At 68.0% G+C, this 16,153-nt stretch carries 13 protein-coding genes; 6 read left to right on the top strand and 7 right to left on the bottom strand.

The window, feature by feature from the left end; genetic code table 11:
* The 3 genes from ACYP5B_RS23445 to ACYP5B_RS23435 all read right to left on the bottom strand — a co-directional run.
* The coding region (locus ACYP5B_RS23445; protein ID WP_459571256.1) for a porin at positions 1-233 on the bottom strand (233 nt) is incomplete at its 3' end.
* Positions 234-321: 88 nt separating this feature from the next.
* The gene (locus tag ACYP5B_RS23440) at positions 322-1,242 is read right to left on the bottom strand and encodes an alpha/beta hydrolase (RefSeq protein ID WP_459571250.1); all 921 of its coding nucleotides are present in this window, start codon (positions 1,240-1,242) and stop codon (positions 322-324) included.
* 45 nt (positions 1,243-1,287) lie between these two features.
* Positions 1,288-1,959, bottom strand: a complete 672-nt coding sequence (locus ACYP5B_RS23435; protein WP_400091765.1) for a TetR family transcriptional regulator — start codon at positions 1,957-1,959, stop codon at positions 1,288-1,290.
* 296 nt (positions 1,960-2,255) lie between these two features.
* Here ACYP5B_RS23435 and ACYP5B_RS23430 point away from each other — a divergent pair, with 296 nt between their 5' ends.
* The 3 genes from ACYP5B_RS23430 (at position 2,256) to ACYP5B_RS23420 (ending at position 7,951) form a co-directional block, all read left to right on the top strand.
* Positions 2,256-5,498: a bifunctional cytochrome P450/NADPH--P450 reductase gene (locus ACYP5B_RS23430; protein WP_459571254.1), complete on the top strand. Its 3,243-nt coding sequence runs from the start codon at positions 2,256-2,258 to the stop codon at positions 5,496-5,498.
* Between the two features lie 107 nt (positions 5,499-5,605).
* The gene (locus tag ACYP5B_RS23425; protein WP_459571249.1) at positions 5,606-6,820 is read left to right on the top strand and encodes an MFS transporter; all 1,215 of its coding nucleotides are present in this window, start codon (positions 5,606-5,608) and stop codon (positions 6,818-6,820) included.
* Between the two features lie 69 nt (positions 6,821-6,889).
* Positions 6,890-7,951 (top strand): GlxA family transcriptional regulator, encoded by a 1,062-nt coding sequence (locus ACYP5B_RS23420; RefSeq protein ID WP_459571248.1) that lies wholly within the window; start codon positions 6,890-6,892, stop codon positions 7,949-7,951.
* 117 nt (positions 7,952-8,068) lie between these two features.
* On the opposite strand, the gene htpX is transcribed toward ACYP5B_RS23420, so the two are convergent.
* The 4 genes from htpX to ACYP5B_RS23400 form a co-directional block, all read right to left on the bottom strand.
* A complete protein-coding gene (gene htpX, locus ACYP5B_RS23415; protein ID WP_400091768.1) occupies positions 8,069-8,947 on the bottom strand; it encodes a protease HtpX in 879 nt (292 codons plus the stop codon).
* Between the two features lie 162 nt (positions 8,948-9,109).
* Positions 9,110-9,502: a hypothetical protein gene (locus ACYP5B_RS23410; RefSeq protein ID WP_400091771.1), complete on the bottom strand. Its 393-nt coding sequence runs from the start codon at positions 9,500-9,502 to the stop codon at positions 9,110-9,112.
* Positions 9,503-9,615: 113 nt separating this feature from the next.
* Positions 9,616-11,334, bottom strand: a complete 1,719-nt coding sequence (locus tag ACYP5B_RS23405; protein ID WP_459571247.1) for an NAD(P)-binding protein — start codon at positions 11,332-11,334, stop codon at positions 9,616-9,618.
* Positions 11,335-11,361: 27 nt separating this feature from the next.
* A complete protein-coding gene (locus ACYP5B_RS23400) occupies positions 11,362-12,873 on the bottom strand; it encodes a polyamine aminopropyltransferase (protein WP_400091774.1) in 1,512 nt (503 codons plus the stop codon).
* Between the two features lie 264 nt (positions 12,874-13,137).
* Between ACYP5B_RS23400 and ACYP5B_RS23395 the strand changes: the two genes are divergently transcribed.
* The 3 genes from ACYP5B_RS23395 to ACYP5B_RS23385 are packed head-to-tail and all read left to right on the top strand — an operon-like array spanning position 13,138 to position 16,152.
* The gene (locus ACYP5B_RS23395) at positions 13,138-13,524 is read left to right on the top strand and encodes a DUF350 domain-containing protein (protein WP_400091776.1); all 387 of its coding nucleotides are present in this window, start codon (positions 13,138-13,140) and stop codon (positions 13,522-13,524) included.
* A 45-nt stretch (positions 13,525-13,569) separates the two neighbouring features.
* A complete protein-coding gene (locus ACYP5B_RS23390) occupies positions 13,570-14,610 on the top strand; it encodes an SPFH domain-containing protein (protein ID WP_459571246.1) in 1,041 nt (346 codons plus the stop codon).
* A gap of 21 nt (positions 14,611-14,631) precedes the next feature.
* On the top strand, positions 14,632-16,152 hold the full coding sequence (locus tag ACYP5B_RS23385) for a DUF4178 domain-containing protein (protein ID WP_459571245.1): 1,521 nt from the start codon (positions 14,632-14,634) through the stop codon (positions 16,150-16,152).
* Position 16,153: the final 1 nt, after the last annotated feature.

Below are 16,153 nucleotides of genomic sequence, written 5' to 3'. Positions count from 1 at the left end.
CGATCGCCTTTTGCATTGGCGTTGCTGATGGTGCTGATGGTGGTGTCGATGAGGCCGTAGAGCGTCACGTTCGATTGCGCGTTGGCGTGGCCGGCAAAGGCCGCGCCGATCGCCAGCGCGAGGGCTGTGGTTTTGGTTTTCAAGTTGATCTCCTCGGGGCTCGCTAGTCTTGTCGATGATTCAGGCTGCTCGCAGGCCGGACGCGTGTCACGGCCATGAGCCAGCCCCTGCATCGTAGGCATGGCAAGCCTTCATCCAGCTTTCCCGCCGTTGCGCGGCTGGCTCAGGGAAAATACCGAGGAAACCAGACAAGGCAGGCGTTCAGCCGCTTGTCACCCGCGTGGCAAACGCAGCCGCATCTGCCAGCGCGCGGCGCGCTTCCGGCAGGAAAGGATGGTAGAGCTGCCACACGTGCGGCACCCCGCGCCAGATATGCAGCTCGGCGTCGCCGCCCGCCGCCTTGGCGCGCTCCACCAGCCGGCGCGAATCGTCGAGCAGCACTTCCTTGTCGCTGGCCTGCACATAGAGCGGCGGCAGCGCGGCCAGCGCTTCCGGGGCCGCGTAGAGCGGCGATGCCAGCGGCTCCGTGGCAACGGTGTCGCCCAGGTACAGGCGCGCGACGCGGGAGATCGAGTCGCCGTGGAACATGACGTCGTGGCGATCGTTGCTGCGCAAGGTTTCACCCGTGGCCGCCAGGTCGGTCCACGGCGAGAACAGCAGCGCGCCGGCGGGCAGGGCCATGTGGCGCGCTTGTAACGCGAGCAGCGTGGCCAGCGCCAGCCCGCCGCCGGCGGAGTCGCCCGCAATGACGATATGGCCTGGCGAGATGCCGAGCGCGAGCAGCGCGGCGTAGGCGTCGACCGCATCGTCCAGCGCGGCGGGGAAAGGGTGCTCGGGCGCCAGCCGGTAATCCAGCGAGAACGCGGGCATGCCGGCCTTGCGTGCCAGTGCCAGCGTGAGCGGGCGATGCGTCTGGGGCGTGCAGAAGTAGTAGCCGCCGCCGTGCAGGTAGAAGATCGTGGGAACATCCGCCGTTGCGTTGCCGTTTTCGCGCCGTGTCCATTCTCCCGGCAGCGCGGGATCCTCGGAGCGCTCGATGCGCCAGCCCGCGGGCACGCGCGCGTTCTGCCCGAACTGGGCCATCGCGCGGCGGGTGCCGGCCACGTCGATGTGCTCGGGTGGTACGCCGCGCTTCAGGCGCTTCCTCAGTCCATAAGACAGCAACAGGTTCTGCAGGCTCATCGGTCTCCTCGCTTGGTGGTCAGGACTGGGTGTGGCTTGCCGCGCTCAGTGCGGCCGGCGCTCCGTCGGCTTGCGCTTGCGCGCAGGTGCGGGTACGGGCGCCGGTTGATCCTGCGCCCGCTGTTGTTCGGCTGCGCCGCGCAGCAGCCAGCTGATCAGCTGCTTGGATTGCTGGATGCGCAGGCGGCGTCCCTTGGCGTTATCTTCGAGATAGTCCGTCGACAGGTGGAACAGGTAGGACACCACGTAGCCACAGAGGTCGTCGATGATGGGGCGCGACAGCCCCGGGCAGAGCTCCAGCCGTTCGATGTCTTCCGCCATCTCGCCGGCGATATCCGCCAGCACCTGGCGCACGGCTTCGCGCAGCGCGGGCTGCGGGCCGGTGCTGCCGCACACGCCGACAAAGAAGGCGTCCGGATGGGCATCGGCGTAGGCGAAGAAGGCGTCGCAGGCACGGGTGGCGACCTCGCCGGGGTTGTCCTGCGCCACGGCCCAGCGCACCGCGCGCAGCATGGGCCGCAACTCGTTGCCGACCTCGGCCACGGCGGTCAGCGCCAGGTCTTCCATGTCGCGGAAGTGGCGATAGAAGGTGTTTGGGTTCAGCCCCGCCTCGCGCGCCAGCTCCCGCAGGCCGAGGCCGGCGAAGCTGCGCCTGGCTGCGGCCAGGCGCAGCGCTGCGTCGATCAGTTTGCGTTTGCCGCCGGCAACGTCTTCCATGGTGTCAGGCAAAAAGTTGAGGCCGGGATACGCCGGCGTGAGTGAATCCGGTTTGGAATTGACACTCGGTCTACATTCGTCTACTTTGCTGCAAAAGTAGACGGTTGTCTACGTCGGCTTGCAGGGGATAGCCATGCACCCGGCAGAAAACAGAAAAACGAACAAGAGACACAAGGCGGCCCCTGAGCCCCTTGGCCCAACCCAGGCGTTTCGCCCGCCGACTACCATCTGGTGACCTGAATATGCAGCGCGTCTCCACTCCCGCCTCCGCCGCTCCGGCCGCAACCGCCGCAACCATGCCGGCTGCGCAGCCCGCACGCAAGCTCGAACCGATTCCGCGCGACCCGGGCTGGCCACTGGTCGGCAACCTGCTGCAGGTCACGCCGGGCAAGGTCGGGCAGCATCTGCTGGCGCGCAGCCGCGCCTTCGATGGCATCTTCGAGCTCGATTTCGCCGGGCGCCGCGTGGCGTTCGTGAGCGACGCCGCGCTGGTGGGCGAGCTGTCGGATGGGCAGCACTTTCGCAAGATCGTCGGGCCGCCGCTGTCGTACCTGCGCGACCTGGCCGGCGACGGCCTGTTCACCGCGCACGCCGAGGAAGAGAACTGGGGCCGCGCCCACCGCATCCTGATGCCCGCCTTCAGCCAGCGCGCCATGAAGGGCTACTTCGATGTGATGCTGCGCGTGGCAAACCGCCTGGTCGACAAGTGGGACCGCCAGGGCGCCGACACCGACATCCCGATCGCCGACGACATGACCCGGCTCACGCTGGACACCATCGCGCTGTCGGGCTTCGGCTATGACTTCGATTCGTTCTCGCGCGAGCAGCTGCATCCCTTTATCGACGCGATGGTCGGCGCGCTCGAGGAAGCCATGGGCAAGCTCACGCGCTTTGCGCTGCAGGACAAGTTCATGCACAAGGCGCACCGCAAGTTCGCCGACGATATCCAGTACATGCGCGAACTGGTGGACGACGTGGTGCGGCAGCGCCGCGCCGCGGCTGGGAAGGACGCCGGACAGCCGCCCGCGCACGACCTGCTCAACCTGATGCTGGAGGCGCGCGACCCCGACACCGACCAGCGCCTGGACGACGTCAATATCCGCAACCAGGTCATCACCTTCCTGATCGCGGGGCACGAGACCACCAGCGGCTTGCTGACCTTCGCGCTGTATGAGCTGCTGCGCCATCCCGGCGTGCTGGCGCAAGCCTATGCCGAGGTGGACGCGGTGCTGCCGGGCGACGCGCCGCCGGTCTATGCCGACCTGGCGAAGCTGCAGGTGATCGACCGCGTGCTCAAGGAAACGCTGCGCCTGTGGCCCACGGCGCCTGCCTTTGCAGTGGCGCCGTTCGAGGACACGGTGATCGGCAGGCGCTACCTGATCGCCAAGGATCGCCGCGTCTCGGTGGTGCTCACCGCGCTGCACCGCGACCCGAAAGTGTGGGCCGATCCGGAGACCTTCGACATCGACCGCTTCCTGCCCGAGAACGAGGCCAGGATCCATCCCCACGCCTACAAGCCGTTCGGCAATGGCGAGCGCGCCTGCATCGGCCGCCAGTTCGCGCTGACCGAAGCCAAGCTCGCGCTGGCCCTGATGCTGCGCAACTTCCAGTTCAGCGACCCGCACGATTACCAGTTCCGCATCAAGGAAACGCTGACCCTGAAGCCGGATGCGTTCACGCTGCGCGCGCGCCGCCGCCGCGCGCATGAGCGCATCGTCGCTGCGGCTGCGGCCGATGCTGCCAGTGTGCAATCGCAACCCCCGGCGGTGCGCGGCAATGGCCAGCCCCTCGCCGTGCTGTGCGGCTGCAGCCTGGGCACCGCGCGCGAGCTGGCCGAGCAGATCCACGCCGGCGCGCTGGCGGCCGGCTTTGCCGCCACGCTGCGCGATCTTGACGAAGTGGTGGGGGCGTTGCCCACCGACGGGCTCGCCGTGATCGTGGCGGCCACCTACAACGGGCGCGCACCCGATTCAGCGCGGCGTTTCGAAGCCATGCTCGACGGCAGCAATGCCGCTGGCTATCGCGCCGAAAGCCTGCGCTTTGCGCTGCTCGGCTGCGGCAATTCGCAATGGGCCACGTACCAGGCATTTCCCAAGCGCCTGCATGAATTTTTCAGCGGGGCTGGCGCGGTGCCTTTGCTCGCGCGCGGCGAGGCGGATGGCAATGGCGACTTCGACCAGGCCGCGGAGTCGTGGCTCGCCGCGCTGTGGCAATCGCTGCAGGCGCTGCGCGTGGAGCAGGGCGCCGCACCCGATGCGGCGGGCGCCAGCCAGATCGAGGTGCGGCTGCGCGATATCGCCACCATCCGCGCCAGCACGCTGCCGCCGTCGACGCAAGCCTTCACCGTGCTGGCCAACACGGAGCTGGTCAACGATCCGGCTGGCTTGTGGGACTTCGCGCTGGAAGCGCCGCGCACCTCCACGCGCGACATCCAGTTGCGCCTGCCGGCGGGTGCCAGCTACGCCACCGGCGATCATCTTGCGGTGTATCCGCAGAACCTTCCCGCCACCGTGCGGGACCTGTGCGAGCGGCTCGATCTCGATCCCGATGCCATGGTAACGTTGTCGGCCGCGCATGCATCCGCCGCGCGCGGCCTGCCGCTGGACGAGGCACTGCCGGTGCGCGAGCTGCTGACGCATTTCATCGAGCTGCAGGATGTGGTGTCGCGCCAGACGCTGCGCACACTGCTGCAATACACGCGCTGCCCGTTCACGCGCGCGGCGCTGGAGCGGCTCGGCTCGGACCACGCGCAAGACGGCTACGCGGCGCGCGTGGCATCGCAGCGGCTGGGGCTGGTGGATGTGCTGGTGAGCCACCCAGCCATTGAGCTCACGCTGCCGGGCCTGCTGGCCTGCACGGTGCCGATGCGCCCGCGCTTCTATTCCATCGCTTCATCGCCTGCGGTCACACCCGACGTGGCGACGATCACGGTCGGCACCGTGTGGTCGCCGGCGCTCTCAGGGCGCGGCATGTTCCGTGGCGTGGCATCCACCTGGCTTCAAGGGCTCGCGCCGGGCGCGGTGGTGGCGGCGGTGATCCGCACGCCCAACCCGGCCTTCGCGCCCGATCCCGATCCGGCGCGGCCGATGATCCTGGTCGGGCCTGGCACGGGCATCGCGCCGTTCCGCGGCTTCCTGGAAGAGCGCGCGGCGCAGAAGGCAGCCGGCCAGGCGGTAGCCGCCAGCCAGTTCTATTACGGCTGCCGCCATCCGGAGCACGACTGGCTCTACCGCGCTGATGTGGCGCGCTGGCAGGCCGAGGGCGTGGTGCAGGCGCATTCGGCTTACTCCACTACCGCTGCCTCCGACCAGCGCTATGTGCAGCATCTGCTTTGGCGCGATCGCGAAGCCGTGTGGACGCTGCTGCAGGACGGCGCCACGCTCTATGTGTGCGGCGACGGGCGGCAGATGGCGCCGGCGGTGCGGCGCACGCTGATCGAGATCGCGGCACAGCAGGGCGGCATGAGCGAGGCAGCAGCTTCCGACTGGCTGGCGGGCATGGTGGCGCAGGGGCATTACCGCCAGGACGTGTTCAACTAGCCCAACCAGGAGCCGGTTGGCAGGATTCTGCGGATCATTGTCAGCCGCCATGGTCCCGTTTTTCGTACGCTCGGTGTCATCCCCGCCTCTTCTCACCGGAGCGCCCGATGGCACGTCCCGCGATGTCCCAAGCCCGGGTCCTGGCAATCTGCCAGGCCCTGTTCACCTCGGCCCTGTCGGTCGACCTGACCCTGACCGGGCTGGTCGGGTACACGCTCGCGCCCGACAAGGCGCTGGCCACGCTGCCGTTTGCGCTGATCACGGTGGCGTCGGCGCTCACCGCCATCGCGGCCGCCTTCCTGATCGAACGGCTGGGGCGCCGCATCGCTTTTTCCCTCGGCGGGCTGGCGTGCTGCGCGGGCGGGCTGGTGTCGGTGTGGGCCATCGCTCACCATGACTTCGTGGCGTTCTGCGTGGGCACGGCGCTGGTCGGCATGTTCCAGGCGTTCGCGCGTTTCTACCGGCTGGCCGCCGCGGACGCCGCCGCGCCTGTGGATAAGCCGCGCGCCATTTCCACCGTGCTCACCGGCGGCGTGGTGGCCGCCGTGTGCGGGCCGGCCATTGCCGCGTGGAGCAGCGACCTGATGGTGGCACAGCCCTTCGCCGGATCGTATGCGGTGGTCGCGCTGTTCGGGATGGCCACGGTCTTGCTGCTGGCGTTTGGCTATCGGGAGCCGCAACCACACGCAGCTGCCGCCTCGGCCGATCACGGCGCCGCCGCGCTGCCGGCGCGCCCGCTCGCCGAGATCGCGCGCCAGCCGGTGTTCCTGGCGGCGTTCGCCAACAACGGCATCGGCAACGCGGTGATGATGTTCGTGATGACCGCCACGCCGATCGCCGCGGTGGCGTGCAGCCATACGATCACGCAAGGCGCGCAGATCATCGAGTGGCACCTGGTGGGCATGTACGCGCCGTCGTTTTTCTCGGGCTGGCTGCTGCAGCGCTTTGGGCGCGGGCCGATGCTGATGTGCGGCATCGCGCTCGCTGCGATGGGTTCGCTCGTGGCCCTGGCATCGACGGCGCTGCCGGCCTTCTACGTCGCCTTGCTGTGCCTGGGCGTCGGCTGGAATTTCATGTTTGTCGGCGGCACCACGTTGCTCACGCAGAGCTACCGGCCCGCCGAGCGCGCGCGTACGCAGGCGCTGGCCGAATTCTCCGCCGCCGCGCTGACCGCGCTGGCCACGCTCGCGGCCGGGCAGGTGCTGTACCGCTACGGCTGGCAGGCGGTCAACCTCGCCGTGCTGCCCGCACTGGCGGTGGCACTGCTGGTCACACTGGGCTGGCAGCGCAGCACACCACGCGCGGCGGTGCTGGCCGGATAAGCGCCGGCGCCGGTATGATCGGCGGCAACCGCACTTGCGCACTCACATACTCGCCCTGAGTCACAGTCCATGCCTGCCAGCCATCCCTTGCCGAATGATCCGCCGCGCATCGTCGTACTCGTCGCGCCGGACCCCGCGCAGGAGCTCGACGTGACCGGGCCCAGCGCGGTTTTCGGCCATGCCAACCGGCTCCCCGGCACGACCTCGCCCGCCTACGACATCCGCGTCGCCAGCGTGCGCGACGATGGCCTGGTGTGCACCGAAAGCGGCATCCGGCTGCTGGCCGACGCACCGTACCACCGCATCGGCGACATGCTGCCCGGGCCCATCGATACCTTGCTGATTGCCGGTGGCTCGGGCCACGCTGCGGCCGCCGATGATGCGCGCCTGATCGGCTGGATCCGCGAGCAGGCGCCTCACGTGCGCCGCCTTGGCGCGGTCTGCACCGGCGCGTTCGTGCTGGCGCGCACCGGGTTGCTGGACAGCCATCGCGCCACCACGCACTGGCGCCACGCCGCGCGGCTGGCCGAGCGCCATCCGCTGGTCCAGGTGGATCCGGACCCGATCTGGATCCGCGCGGGCGACCTGTACACCTCGGCCGGCGTTACCGCGGGCATGGACCTGGCGCTGGCGTTGGTGGAGGACGATCTCGGCCATGCCGCCTCGCTCGCCGTGGCGCGCGAACTGGTGCTGTTCCTGCGCCGCCCCGGCAGCCAGGCCCAGTTCTCCACGCTGCTGCAGGCGCAGAGCGCGCAAAGCCCCGAGTTGCGTGAATTGCAGGCCTGGATGGCGGAGCACCTGGCGCGCGACCTCTCGGTGCAGGTGCTGGCCGAGCGCGTAGCGATGAGCCCGCGCAACTTCGCGCGCGTGTTCGCGCGGCAGGTCGGCGAGACGCCGGCGCGCTACGTAGAGCGGCTACGGGTGGAAGCGGTGCGCAGGATGCTGGAGGAAGACGGGCGACGCCTGGATGGCATCGCCCGCGCGACGGGATTTGCCAACGCCGATGTAATGCGGCAGGCGTTCCAGCGTCATGTGCAGACCACGCCGGAGCGGTACCGGGCAGCGTTCCGGGTGAGACCGGAAGTGGCATTGCTCGAAGCCGAAAGAACAGCCCAAAATCGTCTGCCATGACGACGGCTGTCTCTCCCTCTCCCCTCAGGGGGAGAGGGCCGGGGAGAGGGGTGGCTTAGCAAGGAGCCACTTGAAGCGGAGCCCTCGGTTTTCTTCGATCCACAAAGTGTCCCGCGCTCAGCCCCGGGCTTGCAGTGCGGCAATGCGCTGCTCGATCGGCGGGTGGCTGGAGAACAGCGACAGCCACGACTTGCCACCGGCGATGCCCATCGCCTGCATGTTCTGCGGAAGGCCATCGGGTTCCATCCCGCCCAGGCGGCGCAGCGCTGCCACCATCGGCGTGGGGCTGCCCATCAGCTTGGCCGCGCCGGCATCTGCACGGTATTCGCGATGGCGCGAGAAGGTGGCCACGATGATGCTGGCCAGGATGCCGAACACGATCTCGCATACCACCACCGTGATCATGTAGCCGATGCCGGGGCCGCTCGATTCTTCATCATTCTTGCGCAGCATCGAATCCACGAAGTAGCCCACGATCCGCGCCAGGAAGATCACGAAGGTGTTGACCACCCCCTGGATCAGCGTGAGCGTGACCATGTCGCCATTGGCGATGTGGGCGACTTCGTGCGCGAGCACGGCCTCCACTTCGTCGTGCGACATGGTCTGCAGCAGGCCGGTGGATACGGCAACCAGCGAGCTCTTCTTGGTGGCGCCGGTGGCAAACGCATTGGCTTCGCCTTCATAGATGGCCACTTCGGGCATCGGCAGGCCAGCGCGGTCGGCCAGCTTCTGCACGGTCTGCACCAGCCAGACTTCGGTGCCGTTGCTGGGCTGGGCGATGACCTGCGCGCCGGTCGACCACTTGGCAATGGTCTTGGACATCAGCAGCGAGATAAAGGAACCACCGAAGCCCATCAGCGCGGCAAATGCCAGCAGCATGCCGAGGTTCAGGCCATTGCCGGTGAGGAAGCGGTTCACGCCCAGCAAGCTGGCGGTGAAGCTGAGGACAAGCATGACGGCGAGGTTGGTCGCCAGGAAGAGCAGGACGCGTTTCATGTTTTATGTGAGGAAGTGATCAATGCAATGGTGAAAACGGGGGCGCGCATCGCGAGCACGCGCAGCGCCATGCCAGGCGCGCCGCGTGCAGGAGACTAACGACAAGAAAACCGGGAACAAACAACGAGGGCGCGCAAGGCCAGCCTCGCGCGCGGGGGAAACTCAGGCGCTGGGAGGGCGCTGCTGAAGCGGGAGGTCGGGGTCCGGCATGGCGCCCGCGCGGTGCGTGGGCGCGCTGCTGCGGGCAAGCCCCGCGGCAAAGCGCAGGGGCGAGGCCGGCAACAGGGATTCGGCGAGGTCGGCGCCGGGCTGCGACGGATCCTTGGCGTCGCCGGCGTCAACGGGGCCGGGCGCTGCGCTGGCATCGACGGCGGCAGCATGAGCCGCTTCGTCCGCCGTGGCGCAAGCGGCTTCGTCTTGTGCCGCCTGCGCCAACGCGCTGCACGAATCCGCCTGCACCGCGTTGCCCACTGCGCACGTGCGCGCGCCTGCCCAGCTTTGGAAGGGCATGACGGCAAGCATCAGGAGCAGCAGCAGGAAGCGGATTGCGCGCACAAAAAATTGGGGTTGGGATCGCGTGTCAGGGAGGTTCGACACGAAATCGAGCAAAGAATTCTACAGGATGCCGCGCTGCGGCATGTTGTGGCGAAGGCACCACTTGGAAGCCCTCAGCCGAGGATCTTCCGCGCGGCATGCGTACCCCACCACGCCGCTTCCTCGAACACCGACACGCCGGACAGGTCCGCATGGGCAAACAGGATGCGCCCATCGGCCGCGCGCAGGGCCGCGGCACCGGCGTTGCCCAAGAAGCCCGTGCGCGGCGAGGCCATGGCGTGCCCGCGCACCGTGATCTCCACCGCGTCGGCGTGGCGCCAGAAGGCGCGCCCGTAGACCGTGCGCAGATCGGTGGTGGCGTAGTGCAGCAGCTCGGCGGCGCTGGCCTCGGCCAGCCAGCGGCGGGTGCCGGTGAGCGAGCGCGGCGCGGCGCCAGGGCTGGCCGCAGCGTCCAGCGGGCAGTACGCGGTAAAGACCGTGGCCGCTGGCTTTGCCTGCCGGATCAGTTGATGGGTACTCACCACATAACCCAGCCCGCGTCCGCCATGCACCACGTTATCCCAGGCCAGCGGCACGCCCGGCGCTTCCGGCGGGAAGCCCTGCAGGCGGAAGCTGGACACCAGCCAGGACGCGGTGGGCGGCAGGTGGCGCCCCGGGTCGAAGCCGAACTCGCGCAGCGGCGCCACGCGGGCAGCCACATGCAGGGGCATGGCGCAGATCACGCGGCGCGCGCGGATGCGGTAGAGGCGCGGCGGCTGGGCGCCAACGCCGTCCGGCCACCAGGCGCACAGGACCGACACCCCACGGCCTTGCTCCTGCACTTGCAGCGCCATGCCGGGGCGGCGCCAGGGCTGGGCGGCAGGTTTGGCGCCGAGGTACGCATCGATCCGCGCCGAGAGCCGCGTCACCAGCGCATGCAATCCATCCGGCCAGGTCAGCACGGCGCCGTCGGCGGCATCGCTGGCATGGCCCGCGCGGCTGGCGAAGTAGTACAGGCCGGCCCAGGCCGAGATCAGGTCGTGCCCCGCGCCGTAGTCGTCGCGGCAGCAGTAGTCCACATAGGTGTGCAGGGTGGGCGCGGTAAAACCTTCGGCCAGCATCCATTGGCGCATGCTTTGCCGGTCCAGCACGGTCCAGGCCGGATCCTGCGAGGCCAGCGCCAGCGGGATGGCAAAGGCCTTGCGGCCGTCGCTGCCGCGCGCGCTCTTGAGTTGCTCGACGCGCGCGAGGAAGCGCGCGTGCTGCTTCGCTTCTTCGTCCGGTGCGGCGTCGCTGGGCAGCAGGCCGTCGTGCCACTTGCCGTCGAAGAACAGGCGCTCATCCGGCGCATGCACCAGCGCGCGCTCGTCGAACTCGGGCCGCGCGGCGAACGGGTCGCGCTGGATCACGCCGGTGTCGGCCAGCATTTCGCGGATATGCGTGGATTCGGGCGAGGGCAGCGGCAGGTAGTGCGCGCCGCGCGGGAAGGCAAGGTCGCCGCCGAAACTTCCGGCCGCCGCATTGCCACCAAACTCCGGGCCGTCCACCAGCAGGAAATCCTTCAGCCCGCCGCGCGCCAGCTGCCACGCAGCGCTGAGCCCGGCCACGCCACCGCCGAGGATGGCAACGTCGGTCACGATCTCGTCCTGCGGCGATACGCCCGATGGCCAGCTGGCGGCATCGCGCAGCGCGTGGCCCTCGGCCATGCCGGGGCGCAGCACCACGGGCGTGGGCTCGCGCAGGCCGACGCCAGCCAGGAAGCGACTGGCATCGTCGCCCAGCCGGTCGCAGCCTGACAACAGGCTCAGGCCGGCCGTGCCCGCGCTGGCGATCAGGAAGCGGCGGCGATCCATGCCGGCTCCCTTTGCGGGCAAAGCAGATCAGCGAATGACATTGCGCCAGTCCTGCTCGAAATCAAACACCAGCGACTGCTCGTTGAGCCGGTTCGCGCGCGCCTCGCGCGGCGCCATGTCGGCGGGGAAGCGGAACATCAGCGCGGTGCTGTCGGCATCGAGGAACTTGAGCGGCACGGTGTAGCGCGTGGGCGGCGTGTAGTCGTCACGCTTGGCCGCAAGGATAAAGCCCCATTCGCCGAAGGACGGCACGTAGGCGTGGTAGGGCCAGGTATGCAGGCCCGCCTCGCGCAGCGTGGCGTCAATATCCCAGAACGAGCGCGGCGCAAAGTACGGCGAGGTGGACTGCACCACCGCATAGCCCTTCTCGGCGAGATGGTGCGACATCAGCTTGTACATCGGCACCGAGTACAGCTTGCCCAGGCCGAAGTTGGACGGGTCGGGCAGGTCGACGATGATGGCGTCGAACATCTCGTTGTGCTGCTCCATCCATTGCGCGGCGTCGGCATTGACCACCTGCACGCGCGCGTCCTGGAGCGAGCCCTGGTTCAGTGCCACCAGCGGCTCGCTGCGCGAGAACAGCGTGGTCATGGCAGGGTCGAGGTCGACCAGCGTGACGTGCTCGATGTTCTTGTGCTTCAGGATCTCGCGCACGGCCAGCCCGTCGCCGCCGCCGATCACCAGCACGCGGCGCGCCCACGGCAGCGCCTGCAGCATCGGATGCACCAGCGCCTCGTGGTAGCGGTGTTCGTCGCGCGAGGAGAACTGCAGGTTGCCGTTGATATACAGGCGCATGTCATCCTTCCAGCGCGTGATCACCAGGCGCTGGTACGGCGTGCTCTCGCTATGGATGATCTCGTCGCCGAACATGCCGCGCTCGGCCCAGTGGGTCAAGCGCCCGGAAGCCAGGAAGCCGCCCGCCAGCAGCACCAGCACCAGGGAGGCGCGCAGCATGCGCGACATCACTGGCTTGAGCTCATCGCGGAAGATATGGATGGTGACGAGCGCCACGCCGGCGTTCAGCATGCCGAACAGAAAGCCGGTGCGCGACAGCCCCAGGCGCGGCGCCAGCACCAGCGGGAACACCAGCGATACCGCCAGCGCGCCAAGGTAGTCGAAGGTCAGCACGCGGCTGACCAGTTCGCTGAAGGCGGTGCGACGCGTGTTGAGCACGCGCATGACCAGCGGGATCTCCATGCCCACCAGCACGCCGAGCACGAACACCATGGCGTAGAGCGCGGTGCGAAAGGGCGCAGACAGCCAGGCGAACACCACGAACAGCAGCGCCGCCGAGATGCCGCCGAGCAGGCCGATCAGGATCTCGATATCGATGAAGCGCGCCAGCACGTCCTCGTCCTTCACATAGCGCGACAGCCACGAGCCCACGCCCATGGCGAACAGGTAGCAGCCGATGATGGAGGAGAACTGGAGGATGGAGTCGCCCAGCAGGTAGCTGGACAGGGCGCCGGCGATCAGCTCGTAGCCGAGCCCGCAGGACGCCACGATCAACACCGAAAGAACAAGGGTACGGTCGCGCATCGGGGGTAGGGGATCGGGGATCGGATAACAAGCCGGGCAGGGCAGGCGTGACGCTCAGGCGGGCCGCCGCGCGATGCGCAGCACGCCTGGCAAACCGGAAAAGCGCAGGATAAAACGCTGAAAAAAGTTGTGATGAACCGAAATGGACAACGGATATACTTGGGCGCTAACTGCCAACAATGCTGATATTGCCAATATGGCTTCACCGCTTACTGTTGCCGCAGCCCGGAACACCGTCGTAGAACCAGCCGGAGAACAACCAAGATGCAAGCCATCTACGCCTACGTGCTGCACCTGCTGGCCGGCCTTGCCTTGCTGGCAGTGTTCGTCGGAGTCTACACCAGGATCACGCCCTTTCGCGAGTTTGCGCTGATCCGCCAGGGCAACCTCGCGGCGGCGCTTTCGCTGTCGGGGGCGATGATCGGATTTTGCTTTACGCTGTCGTCCAGCATCCAGCACAACGACACCTTCCTTATGTTCCTGGTGTGGTCGGTGGGTGCGATGCTGGTGCAGGCGCTGGCCTATGCGGGCCTGGCGCGCGCGCTGCCCGACATGGACGCAGCGATCGAATCGAACAATATCGGCATGGGCGGCCTGATGGGCGCCATCTCGGTGACGGTGGGCGCGATCAACGCCGCCTGCCTGTCCTGATTGGACTGAACATGCTGGAACAACGCTGAGAACCTGGGGGTTGCCATGAGCATCGGATCGTTCATCAAGAAGCAGTTTATCGACATCCTCCAATGGACGGAGGACACCGACGGCGTGCTGGCCTGGCGCTATCCGATGGAGGATATGGAAATCCAGTACGGCGGCAGCCTGACCGTGCGCGAGTCGCAGATGGCGGTGTTCGTCAACGAAGGCAAGATCGCCGACGTGTTCGGGCCCGGCATGCACAAGCTCACCACGCAGACGCTGCCGGTGCTGACCTACCTGAAGAACTGGGACAAGCTGTTCGAGTCGCCCTTCAAGTCGGATGTGTATTTCTTCAGCACGCGCCTGCAGATCGGCCGCAAGTGGGGCACCGCCCAGCCGATTACCATCCGCGACGCCGATTTCGGCATGGTGCGGCTGCGCGCCTTCGGCCTGTATTCGTACAAGGTGGCAGACGCCGCCAGGTTCTATACCGAGATCAGCGGCACGCGCGCCGAGTACACCCGCGACGAGGTGGAAGAGCAGTTGCGCAACCTGCTGATCGCCACCATGACCGCCACGCTGGGCGGCGCCTCGGTGCCTTTCCTGGACATGGCCGCCAACCAGGCGCTGATGTCGCAGACCATCCGCGACAAGCTGGTGCCCGAGTTCGAGCGCTATGGCGTGGCGCTGGACAATTTCGCGGTGACCAATGTGTCGCTGCCGGAAGAACTGCAAAAGGCCATCGACACTCGCATCTCCATGGGCATGATGGGCGATATGGCGAAGTTCACGCAGTACCAGGTCGCCACCTCGATCCCGCTGGCCGCGCAGAACGAGGGCGGCGTGGCCGGACTTGGCGCCAGCCTGGCGGCCGGCGCGGTGATGGGCCAGGCGATGGCGGGCGGGCTGGGCGCCGCCGCGGGCGTCCAGCCTGCCGCACCCGCACCTGCACCCGCCGTGGCAGCGGCGCCGGCCACAGCACCCGCCGACGATCCCGCCGCGCGCCTGCAAAAGCTCAAGGACCTGCTCGACAAGAGCCTGATCTCCCAGGCTGAGTTCGACACCGCCAAGGCCGAGATCCTCAAGAAACTGATCGGCTGAGCGCACCCTTATCCCTTAAGCATGCAAGAAATCAACTGCCCAAGCTGCGGCGCGCCGACGGCCTTCCGCTCGTCCGCCGCGGTGATGGTGGTGTGCGAGTTTTGCCACAGTACGCTGCTCAAGGACGCCGACACCGTCAAGGACATCGGCAAGATGTCCACCGTGCTGGAGGACTACACCCTGCTGCAGCTCCACACCTCGGGCCAGTGGGACGGCCAGGGCTTCACCCTGGTCGGCCGCATTCAGCTGCGCTACGACTCCGGCCTGTGGAACGAGTGGTACCTGCTGTTCGACGACGGCAGCGACGGCTGGCTGGCGGACGCCTCCGGCCAGTACATGCTGACCCGGCGCGTCACGGCGGAACAGTCCGCCGCACAGCTTAACGGCGTATCGCTTCCCAGCTATGCGCAGCTCACGCCAGGCACGCCCCTGTACTTCGACAAGCATCGCTACCTCGCCAGCGACGTGCGCAGCGCGCGCTGCACCGGCGGGCAGGGCGAGCTGCCGTTCGCGGTGGGCGCGGGCTGGACCGCGCAGGTAGCGGACTTCCGCGACGAAGGCCGTTTCCTCACGCTCGACTACGCCGACGGCGATCCGCCCGCCATCTATACCGGCCAGCCGGTCACGCTCGACCAGCTCAAATGCCAGTTGCTGCGCGAGGCCGACCAGATCGCCGGCACCGCCGACCGTTACCGCGGCAAGGCCGTGCCGCTGGCCTGCCCGGGCTGCGGCGGCCCGATCGCCTACCGCGCGGGCGTGGCCAGCTTTGTGGTCTGCCCGAGTTGCCACAGCGAGATCGATTGCTCCACCTCCACCGCGCTGGTGCTGGAAAAGCAGCGCGAGCTCGATGCGCTCAAGACCAGCTTGTCGCCGGGCGATATCGGCAGCATCGACGGCAAGCCGTACACGGTGCTGGGCCTGATGCAGTGCACCGACAACGACGAGGAACAAGCCTCCACCTGGGTCGAGTACCTGCTGTTCAACGAGCAGCGCGGCCTGATGTGGCTGGTGGAGCAGGACAGCGGCTGGGACCGGGTCGAGGTGCTGGATACCTGGCCGCGCATGGTCTCCGGCACGGCCGCAAGCTACCAGGGCCAGACCTTCCAGCAGGGCTACGACTACGAGAGCAAGGTGCTGTACGCGGCCGGCACCTTCAACTGGCGGGTCAAGGTGGGCGACACCACGCGCCTGACCGAATTCGGCAAGCCGGCGCGCCGGCTCACGCGCGAGACCTCCGACACGGAGATCGTCTGGACCTTGTCCACCACCGTGGCGCGGGCGCAGCTGGCGCAGTGGTTCAAGTCCAGCCCGGGGCTGGCCGAGGCCGCCCGCGCCCCGCAGGCAGCGCGCGTGCCGGCTTCGGGCAATAGCGCCGACCTCGCCTTTTGCCGCAAGAGCGCCAAGGTCTACGCCATCCTCCTCGCCATCCTCAACGTCCCGGTGGCGCTCGTCACCGATCGGGGCTGGTTCACTATCGTCATCGGCTTCCTGTTGCTATGGGTGCCGATCTGGCTGGTCCAGCGCTGGGCCGGAAAGGATTGAG

The sequence above is a fragment of the Cupriavidus sp. 8B genome, from assembly GCF_054589115.1.
The sequence above is the reverse complement of the archived record's forward strand: the minus strand, read 5'-3'. Positions and strand labels throughout refer to the sequence as shown.

Coding starts and splice junctions, on each gene's coding strand:
- ACYP5B_RS23395 (WP_400091776.1), top strand. CDS start 13,138: ATGCAAGCCATCTACGCCTACGTGCTGCACCTGCTGGCCGGCCTTGCC.
- ACYP5B_RS23425 (WP_459571249.1), top strand. CDS start 5,606: ATGGCACGTCCCGCGATGTCCCAAGCCCGGGTCCTGGCAATCTGCCAG.
- ACYP5B_RS23405 (WP_459571247.1), bottom strand. CDS start 11,334: ATGGATCGCCGCCGCTTCCTGATCGCCAGCGCGGGCACGGCCGGCCTG.
- ACYP5B_RS23400 (WP_400091774.1), bottom strand. CDS start 12,873: ATGCGCGACCGTACCCTTGTTCTTTCGGTGTTGATCGTGGCGTCCTGC.
- htpX (WP_400091768.1), bottom strand. CDS start 8,947: ATGAAACGCGTCCTGCTCTTCCTGGCGACCAACCTCGCCGTCATGCTT.
- ACYP5B_RS23420 (WP_459571248.1), top strand. CDS start 6,890: ATGCCTGCCAGCCATCCCTTGCCGAATGATCCGCCGCGCATCGTCGTA.
- ACYP5B_RS23435 (WP_400091765.1), bottom strand. CDS start 1,959: ATGGAAGACGTTGCCGGCGGCAAACGCAAACTGATCGACGCAGCGCTG.
- ACYP5B_RS23390 (WP_459571246.1), top strand. CDS start 13,570: ATGAGCATCGGATCGTTCATCAAGAAGCAGTTTATCGACATCCTCCAA.
- ACYP5B_RS23385 (WP_459571245.1), top strand. CDS start 14,632: ATGCAAGAAATCAACTGCCCAAGCTGCGGCGCGCCGACGGCCTTCCGC.
- ACYP5B_RS23440 (WP_459571250.1), bottom strand. CDS start 1,242: ATGAGCCTGCAGAACCTGTTGCTGTCTTATGGACTGAGGAAGCGCCTG.
- ACYP5B_RS23430 (WP_459571254.1), top strand. CDS start 2,256: ATGCCGGCTGCGCAGCCCGCACGCAAGCTCGAACCGATTCCGCGCGAC.